The following is a 6,635-nucleotide window of genomic DNA, read 5'->3' on the forward strand; positions in this document are numbered from 1 at the left end:
ATCAGCACATGATCAGGAAGACGAACCGCGCACCGTTGCGACCGAAGCGTCAGTTGGTGTGCGGTCCTTCCATTGCGGAAACTGTCGCCCCAGCAAGGTCAGCAAATCGCGCTTTGACACAGGTTTGCTCAGCACCTCGTCCATCCCGGCAGAGCGATAGCTTGACACCTGGTGGCTGAGGACATTGGCCGTGACCGCGACGATGAACGCAGGGCTTGCCCCCTCGGCCTGCTCCATTTCGCGGATGATTTTGGTGGCGGCCACCCCGTCCATCACTGGCATCTGGACATCCATCAGGATCACATCGCAGCGGTTTTCGCGGATGATATCCAATGCCGCCTGACCGGTGTCTGCAAACAAGGGTTCCGCCTGCGTCTTTGCCAGAAACCGCGACAGGATCAGACGGTTGGTCGCGTTGTCGTCCGCCACGAGAATCCGCATGCCCGCCAGCACCGGCACTGCGGCGGGTTCAGACCGCACCTTGCGGGCCTCTTCGGCGCTGGCCGCCCGCAGCGGCAAATCGCAAAAGAACGTCGCGCCATGCCCCGGTCGGCTGACAACCATCAGATCGCCACCCATGGCCTGACAAAGCTGGCGTGAGATCGTCAGCCCCAAGCCGCTGCCGCCGTGTTGGCGGGTGATGCTCGAATCCGCCTGCATGAACGGCTCAAAGATACGCGCCTGCGCATCGCGATCGATACCGGGGCCGCTATCCTGAACGGCAATCACCAGACGGTGGCGTTCCAGATCGGGTCGGACCCGCACCTTTACGCCGCCTTCTCTTGTGAACTTCACCGCATTGGCGACCAGATTGTGCAGCACTTGCCGAATGCGGATCTCGTCCCCCACCAGAACCGGCGGCAGATTTTCCTGAATATCCAGCGTCAGATATAGGTTCTTTTCGCGCGCCCTTGCGCTGTACAGCCCACAGGCCGCCTCGACGAGTTCGCGCAGGACAAAAGGACGCTCATCCACGCCAAGCTGTCCGGCCTCGATGCGCGACAGGTCCAACACATCGTTGATGGTCCCCAGCAGGACTGCCCCCGACTGCTCGATCACCCGAAGGCAGGTGGTCTGATCGGCGGTCATCTTGGTTTCGGACAGTTCCGACGCCATGCCCAAGATACCGTTCAAAGGGGTCCGGATTTCATGGCTGACATTGGCCAGAAAACGGGACTTGGCGGCATTTGCATCTGCGGCTTCCCGCCGCAAAGCGGCCTCCATCCGCTGTCCCCGGTTGGCGAAAAAAACCTCGGCCATGACATATACAAGCAAAATCGCAATCAGGACAAAGGCCCCCAACTGGACGCGCGTTTGATAGGCTTCCGCAGCGGGCGAATTTTCGAACCGTTCCATGGGATTGCGGATGCCAAAGGTGATTGACCAGACCCGACGGGATTCCAGAATGAGCGCTGAGAGTTCCTCGACAAACCGTTCCAGCCTGCCGCGATCCGGGGGGGCCGCGCCATAGATCAAAGGATCATTCGTTTCCAACAGGGCGACATAGTCGTCTAGGATCGTGTCAAAAGAGACCCCCATGCGTTCGGAATCTTTGCCCGCGACATCGACCCTGCTCCACAGGATATCAAAGCGTAACCGGACATCCGTGAGATCGGTCCGCCCGGCCCAGTAGGATTCGATCGTGGAAACCGTCCGCTGGCTCTCGAAATGCAGTTCGCTCATCGACCAAAGAGCGGCCGTCACCATATGAACCGCATTCGCGCGATTTTTGACATGGGCCTGCTCAAAAACGAAGAGCAGAACCGCCAACGCAACCGCCGCGCAAAGCGCGGTCAGCGCACGTAAAGCGCGCGCATTGTCACCCAGCCAACGGAGCATCGCCCCTGCCTCACTTCTGCACCTGGATGCGATTCAATTGCCAGATCATCCGCGACCCGTGCTCATCGTCGATCACGTCGGGTGAATCTGACGGGTAGATGACCCAGATCGGGCCCTTTGCACGCGGTCGCATCGCCTGCCCGTTGTGATCAAGCGCAAGCAGAACGTTGTGTTTTCGCGCGTCCGACACCGGAATGTCGATCGTGAAATCGTTCAACGCCGTGGCAAGCAACCTGCCCCGGTCGACGCCCAACGCCTCTAGCAAAGAGGCAAGGGTCGGGCCCGCAAACTGCTGGCGGCCCTCTGTGAACGGTGTGTAGGTCTCAACCTGCCGCCAATCGAGCGACTCGAGCATCTCACGATCAAAAATCGCCCGGTTGTCGGCATTGGTCACCGCGATTTCACCGCTGACGGTCAGGATCGGGGACCCGTTTGGCGCATCCAGCGCCAACGACGGCAAGCTCGACACGATAGAAAACAGAAAAACCAGCAAGACACGCAAAAAGGGCATCGGGACCTCCATCCGGTTGACGAACGATGTCCCTATTGTCCTACGACAGCCCCGTTAATGAGGCGTTTGCAGAAACGAAAAAGGCGGACCATTGGCCCGCCTTCGTCAATCCTTGTGCCGATTGGCTCAGTTGCCGGTGGCGTTCTGGACATCGATCGTCACGCCCGGACCCATGGTCGAGCTGAGAGCGATCTTTTTCATGTAGGTGCCTTTGGCGCCCGCAGGCTTGGCCGCGCTCACCGCACCGACAAAGGCACGGATGTTCTCGACCAGCTTGGCCTCATCGAAAGAGACCTTGCCGACACCTGCGTGGACAACACCGGCCTTCTCGGCCTTGAACTGGACCTGACCGCCCTTGGCGTCCGTGACGGCCTGCGCCACGTCCATGGTCACCGTGCCGACCTTGGGGTTCGGCATCAGGTTGCGCGGGCCCAGAATCTTGCCCAGACGACCGACGATCGGCATCATGTCCGGCGTCGCGATGCAGCGGTCAAAGTCGATGGTGCCGCCTTGGATGGCTTCCATCAGGTCCTCGGCGCCGACGATGTCAGCTCCGGCTGCCTGCGCTTCGTCTGCCTTGGGGCCACGGGCGAAAACCGCCACGCGGGTGGTCTTGCCGGTGCCGTTGGGCAGGCCGACAACGCCGCGGACCATCTGGTCAGCGTGGCGCGGGTCGACACCCAGGTTCATGGCGATTTCAATGGTCTCGTCGAACTTGGTCTTCGAGTTCGCCTTGATGAGGCTGACTGCCTCTTCGACCGTCAGGTCTTCTTTGCCAGCGAAGGCTTCGCGGGCGGCCGTGGCGCGTTTTCCGAGCTTTGCCATGATTTTACCCTTTCACCTCGATACCCATCGACCGGGCGGAGCCCAGGATGATCTGCATCGCCGCTTCGACGTCATTGGCCGAGAGGTCTTTCATCTTGGCCTGGGCGATTTCACGCACTTGCGCCACGGTCACCGTTGCCACGGTTTCACGGCCAGGGGTCACGGCGCCCTTGGGGCGGTTCCGCTTGCCCACGGGCTTCAGGCCGGCGGCCTTTTTCAGGTAATAAGACGCGGGCGGCGTCTTGATGTTCATGGTGAAGGATTTGTCCTGATAATAGACAATCTCTGTCGGGCAGGGTGCGCCCGGCTCCATGTCCTGCGTCTTGGCGTTGAACGCCTTGCAGAATTCCATGATGTTGATACCGCGCTGACCCAGGGCGGGGCCCACGGGCGGCGAGGGGTTGGCTTTGCCTGCAGGGATCTGCAGTTTCATCTTGCCGGCGAGCTTCTTTGCCATCGGCTATCTCCTGTTCCATCACCCCGTTGACGCGTCGCAGGGGCAGAGTTGTGGCGTGGTCAGGTCCAGACATCGCGACGCCCTCGCCTCCCACAATCAAACGGGTCACGACTCGCGCAACCCGATGAAGTTCCGGCGGATAGACCAGTTGCAATCAAAGATCAACCGCCCATGCCGCATCGGGGCCGCCCCAAATGAAAAGAGCGCGCGGCTTTCGCCACACGCCCCCGAAATCGCCGGCCCCCCGCAGGGTGCGGCCGCGTCAGATCTCTTTTGTGACCTGCGTAAATTCCAGTTCCACCGGCGTTTCCCGACCGAAGATCGACACCGACACACGCAGGCGCGCGTTGTCTTCGTCCACACCCTCGACCATGCCGTCGAACCCCTCGAACGGGCCGTCGGTGACCTTGACCTTTTCACCGATCTCAAAGTGGATCAGCGTGCGCGGTTGGTCTTCGTTTTCCTGAACCCGGCCAAGGATCGCCTCGACCTCGGCGTCGCGCATCGGCATCGGGCGCCCCTGCGGACCAAGGAAACCGGTGACGCGGTTGATCGAGTTCACGAGGTGATAGCCCCGATCCGACATTTCCATGTGGACCAGCACGTACCCCGGCATGAAACGACGCTCTGTCGTCACCTTCTTGCCGCGACGCACTTCGATCACTTCTTCGGTCGGGACCAGAACTTCGTCGATCTGATCCTCGAGGCTTTGCTCTTCGACCGCTGTCCGGATCTGTTCGGCAATCTTCTTCTCGAAGTTCGAGAGAACGCTTACCGAATACCACCGCTTTGCCATGTGCTACCTTCGATCTTTCAGCCCCGCACGGGCCTGCCCAAAACGAAAATCGGCGCGCGAGACCGCGCGCCAACTGTGTCGGTGGTCCTTATCGGCCCTCGTCCCGCATTGCAAGCGCTTCTGCGGCAAGGACCGGACAGGACCGCGCCGGGTCAGCCGTTGCCGATCGCCGTCAGCAAAGCCTGCAGACCAGAGCGGATTCCCAAGTCGACAAGAGCGAAGAAGATCGCCGTCAGCGTGGCCATGATGAACACCATGATGGTGGTCAGGAAAACCTCTCGCCGTGTCGGCCAGACGATCTTGGCCACTTCGGCCCGGACCTGCTGGATGAACTGAAGCGGATTGGTAGTTGCCATGCTGCGAATTCCCGTGCGTATCGACGTTTGCCCGGAAATACGCGCAGATGCCCGCAAATACAAGTCCCGCACCCGGAACCTGGCCATACCACCGGGACCTCACCAAAACGCGACCGGAATGCGTTACCTGTGATGGAACCACTGGACCGCTTCCGGGTTACGCGCCCGCGGAGCATTATTCATCCCAACACATTGGATAAAAAGATTTTTTCTGGGGAACAACCCCTGCCGCAGCCCGTTATCCATGCAGAGCCGCCGGGGCACCGCGCCACGGCACAGAGAAACCAGAAGCAAAGGAGCCATCTAATGACTCGCTTTCTGACCGCTACCGCAATCGCAACCGTCATCGGCACCACCGCCATGGCGCAAACCCAGCTTGAGATCAGCACGATTGAAAGCTTCCTGCCGCGCATCAAGATCGAAACCCTGACAGAGCAGCAGATCAACCAGCTCATGCTGACCGCAAACAGCGGTGAGTCCATTTCGGAAAAGGGCCTGCAGATGCGCGCTCTGGTGACCGAAGACAACCTGACGCCGATCGAGACCGTTGAGGTCGAGATCCAAGAAGGCCTGACCGAAGCCGAGCGCGCCGAAATCAGCAGCTACGCACCAGAGCTGGACATTGCCGCACTGAGCGACATCGACATCCAGCGCCTGCAAACCGCGATCCACAGCGGCAACAATTCGGATATCGATACGGTGGTGCGTGACCTGATGGCTGACTGACGCCAATCCAGCACACGACTTTAAAGGGGGCTGCCTTCGGGCGGCCCTTTTTTTCGTCCGGCCCTTATGTGCCCGGACTTTCCTATCCGGAATGCCGGGCAAACGTGCGTGTCTGGATTTTTGGCAGGGGCAGCAGGGTTCGAACCCGCGACCTACGGTTTTGGAGACCGTCGCTCTACCAGCTGAGCTATACCCCTAAGGCCGTGTCGTGGGGTACGCCAACCCGCAGGTGAAATCAAGAGGCCAAAGCAGGGGTTTTTGCGATCCCCCCCGGCGACGCGCCCCCAGAGTCTCACGGTTTTGCGCACGCTGTTTCACAGGTTTCCGCACATCACCTCACGGCCTTGAGCGCGGTCTGAAACAAATCGGCGCATCAGAGCAATTCTCGCGCCCCACAAATACTTGTGATCAGAAAAAATCGTTCCGGATCACGGGGTCAATTCACGCCAGTTGAAACCCGTTTCGCGCCTCCAGAACCCAGCAATTCCTGACCCGAACCATTGCTGTGCAGGGATGCACAAAGACATGGCTATCGTCATGAATTTCAAGGACAAATCGACGTGAACAAATGCGATCATCCTGTGAGTTTAAATCCTCCAGACAGTCCCCAGTTTGTCTGGTGTCGGACGGACAGCCCGGCACAATCCAAGCCGGGGTATGACCGCCCCAAATCAAATCAGACCTAAAGGACACCGACATGAAAACTCTCATCGCATCCGCCCTCATCGCAACCGCAGCCTTCGCTGGTTCCGCCCACGCCATGACCTCGCCCTCCGTTGACCGTGACGCACAGTACATCGTCCCCGGTGCCGACTTCTCGGCCCTCTCGGCTGCCGAAGTGGCCTCGATCAACAACATCGTCCACGGCGACGGCAGCAACGGCGAGAAGCGCTCTCAGATCAAGGCGTTCCTGCAGTAATGCGGACCGCCCGGGGCGTCGTTGACCTCCTCCCTGATCCCCGACGCCCTGCCCAATTCTTCGCGGGTTAGCCCGCAAACAAATCAGACCTAAAGGACACCGACATGAAAACTCTCATCGCATCCGCCCTCATCGCAACCGCAGCCTTCGCTGGTTCCGCCCACGCCATGACCTCGCCCTCCGTTGACCGTGACGCACAGTACATC

General features: G+C 60.0%; 8 protein-coding genes and 1 tRNA gene. 2 read left to right on the top strand and 7 right to left on the bottom strand.

Annotated features, from left to right (window positions below; all coding sequences use genetic code 11):
• Positions 1–12: 12 nt before the first annotated feature.
• From VOI21_RS15415 to secE, 6 genes are all read right to left on the bottom strand, one after another.
• The gene (locus VOI21_RS15415) at positions 13–1,839 is read right to left on the bottom strand and encodes an ATP-binding protein (protein WP_323770817.1); all 1,827 of its coding nucleotides are present in this window, start codon (positions 1,837–1,839) and stop codon (positions 13–15) included.
• 10 nt (positions 1,840–1,849) lie between these two features.
• Entirely contained in the window at positions 1,850–2,350 is a 501-nt protein-coding gene (locus VOI21_RS15420; protein ID WP_323770818.1) for a molybdopterin-dependent oxidoreductase, read from the bottom strand.
• 126 nt (positions 2,351–2,476) lie between these two features.
• Positions 2,477–3,175 (bottom strand): 50S ribosomal protein L1, encoded by a 699-nt coding sequence (gene rplA / locus VOI21_RS15425; protein ID WP_323770819.1) that lies wholly within the window; start codon positions 3,173–3,175, stop codon positions 2,477–2,479.
• 4 nt (positions 3,176–3,179) lie between these two features.
• Positions 3,180–3,632 (bottom strand): 50S ribosomal protein L11, encoded by a 453-nt coding sequence (gene rplK / locus VOI21_RS15430; RefSeq protein ID WP_094033641.1) that lies wholly within the window; start codon positions 3,630–3,632, stop codon positions 3,180–3,182.
• A gap of 262 nt (positions 3,633–3,894) precedes the next feature.
• On the bottom strand, positions 3,895–4,428 hold the full coding sequence (gene nusG, locus VOI21_RS15435; RefSeq protein ID WP_323770821.1) for a transcription termination/antitermination protein NusG: 534 nt from the start codon (positions 4,426–4,428) through the stop codon (positions 3,895–3,897).
• 152 nt (positions 4,429–4,580) lie between these two features.
• Positions 4,581–4,784, bottom strand: coding sequence for a preprotein translocase subunit SecE (gene secE, locus VOI21_RS15440; RefSeq protein ID WP_323770822.1), 204 nt, complete (start codon positions 4,782–4,784; stop codon positions 4,581–4,583).
• A gap of 306 nt (positions 4,785–5,090) precedes the next feature.
• Here secE and VOI21_RS15445 point away from each other — a divergent pair, with 306 nt between their 5' ends.
• Positions 5,091–5,510, top strand: coding sequence for a hypothetical protein (locus VOI21_RS15445; RefSeq protein WP_323770823.1), 420 nt, complete (start codon positions 5,091–5,093; stop codon positions 5,508–5,510).
• A 121-nt stretch (positions 5,511–5,631) separates the two neighbouring features.
• Here VOI21_RS15445 and VOI21_RS15450 read toward each other — a convergent pair.
• Positions 5,632–5,707 (bottom strand) — tRNA-Trp (locus VOI21_RS15450).
• A gap of 500 nt (positions 5,708–6,207) precedes the next feature.
• Here VOI21_RS15450 and VOI21_RS15455 point away from each other — a divergent pair.
• Entirely contained in the window at positions 6,208–6,429 is a 222-nt protein-coding gene (locus VOI21_RS15455; protein ID WP_323770824.1) for a hypothetical protein, read from the top strand.
• The last annotated feature ends 206 nt before the right edge of the window (positions 6,430–6,635 follow it).

Origin of the sequence: Antarctobacter sp., from assembly GCF_034670325.1 — a bacterium.
GTDB lineage: Bacteria > Pseudomonadota > Alphaproteobacteria > Rhodobacterales > Rhodobacteraceae > Antarctobacter.